The 1,902-nt window shown below is 64.9% G+C and carries 2 protein-coding genes; one reads left to right on the forward strand and one right to left on the reverse strand.

The genetic code is table 11. The annotated features are described in order from the left end of the window. Nucleotides 1-4: 4 nt before the first annotated feature. Nucleotides 5-1,420 (reverse strand): allantoinase PuuE, encoded by a 1,416-nt coding sequence (gene puuE, locus MN188_RS17530; protein ID WP_242110631.1) that lies wholly within the window; start codon nt 1,418-1,420, stop codon nt 5-7. A 149-nt stretch (nt 1,421-1,569) separates the two neighbouring features. On the opposite strand from puuE, the gene uraH reads away from it, so the two are divergent. Then, nucleotides 1,570-1,902, forward strand: a 333-nt coding sequence (gene uraH, locus MN188_RS17535) for a hydroxyisourate hydrolase (RefSeq protein ID WP_242110632.1), incomplete at its 3' end; no start/stop codon positions are given.

Raw genomic sequence — 1,902 nt, forward strand, 5'->3', positions numbered from 1 at the left:
CGCATCACGCGAACAGGTCCATCAGGCGGACCTGTGCGATGCGTTCGACCTGGCGGCAGGCCTCGTCGAATTCGGCGTCGCGGTCGTTGCCGATCCGGGTCTGGAAGGCTGCCAGGATCGAGGCCTTGTCGTGATCGCGCACGGCGATGATGAAGGGGAACCCGTGTTTCGCCACGTAGTCGGTGTTGAGCCGGGTAAAGGTCGCACGCTCATCGTCGGTCAGGAAATCCAGCCCGGCGCTGGCCTGTTCCGAGGTGCTTTCGGCCGTCAGCTCACCCGCTGCGGCCAGTTTGCCGGCAAGGTCGGGGTGGGCGGTCAGAACGCCCAATCGCTCATCCGCGCTGGCGGTGCGGAACATGCGGCACAGCGCGTTGTGCACGCCGGCCGCACTGTCATGCGCCGGGCCAAGCTCAAGCCCGTGGGCGCGCTCGGCGATCCAGGGCGAATGTTCGAAGATGCCGCCGTAAAGGTCGACAAACCGGGCCTTGTCCATCTGGCTGGGCCGTTCGCGCCGCTGGTGCGGATGGGTCGCTGCCCAGTGATCGGCAATGTCGATCCGGCGCGGGCACCAGGCGCCGCCCTTGGCCTGGACATGGTCGATGAAGCGTTTCAGCCCGGCGATCTTGCCCGGTCGCCCAACCAGGCGGCAATGCAGCCCGACGGTCATCATCGCCGGACGCCCCGCGGCGCCCTCGGCGTGCAGCGTGTCGAAGGCATCGATCAGGTAGCGCCCGAAATCATCCCCCGTCACCCAGCCCGGCGCGGTGGCAAAACGCATGTCGTTGGCCTCCAGCGTATAGGGGATGATCAGTTGGTCCCGGTCGCCGATTTCCATCCAATAGGGCAGATCATCATCATAGGTATCCGAGACATAGTCGAAGCCGCCCTCTTCGCCGACCAGGCGCACGGTGTTGGAGGAGCAGCGACCCGTGTACCAGCCGCGCGGGCGTTCGCCCACGACCTCGGTGTGCAGGCGCACGGCTTCGGCGATGGTCGCGCGTTCTTCATCCTCGGGCATGTCCTTGTGCTCGACCCACTTCAGCCCGTGGCTGGCAATCTCCCAGCCCGCGTCTTTCATCGCCTGAACCTGGTCGGGGCTGCGCGCCAAGGCGGTCGCCACGCCGTAGATGGTCAGCGGAATGCCCGCGCCGGTGAACAGGCGGTGCAGGCGCCAGAACCCGGCACGCGCGCCATATTCATACATGCTTTCCATGTTCCAATGGCGCTGGCCGGGCCATTGCGCCGCACCGGGAATGTCGGACAGGAACGCTTCAGACGCCGCATCGCCATGCAGCGTGCAATTCTCGCCACCTTCTTCGTAGTTCAGCACGAATTGCACCGCCACTCTGGCCCCATCGGGCCAGTGCGGGTTCGGCGGGGTCGGGCCATGGCCGCGCAAGTCACGGGGATAACGGGTCACCGGGGGCGTTCCTTCCTGTTCGCACGCAGGTTACACCGAAAAGTCAGAAGGCTTTTTCAAAAAATGCAAAAAACAGCCTTCGGCATGTGCGGCTTTGCCGCCTTGGGAAAACCTGAGATAACAAGGGCATCAAAATGGGGGGCACCACCTTGGCCGGATATCTGACCACGCATGTTCTGGACACCGCCCGGGGTTGCCCGGCGCAGGGGCTGAAGATCGAACTGTACCGCATCAAGGGCGAGACGCGCACCCTGCTGAAGACGCTGGTGACCAATGACGACGGCCGCACGGACGAACAGATCCTGCCCGAAGGTGAGTTCGCCCAAGGCACCTATGAGCTGGTGTTCCACGCCGGCGCCTACCTCGACGCCACCGGCACCCCGCCCGAAACCCCACGCTTCCTCGACCTGATCCCGCTGCGCTTCGGCATGTCCGAGAACACCCACTACCACGTGCCCCTGCTGCTGTCGCCGTTCGGATAC

The sequence above is a fragment of the Aliiroseovarius subalbicans genome (assembly GCF_022678625.1).
In the GTDB taxonomy this organism is placed as follows: Bacteria; Pseudomonadota; Alphaproteobacteria; order Rhodobacterales; family Rhodobacteraceae; genus Aliiroseovarius_A; species Aliiroseovarius_A subalbicans.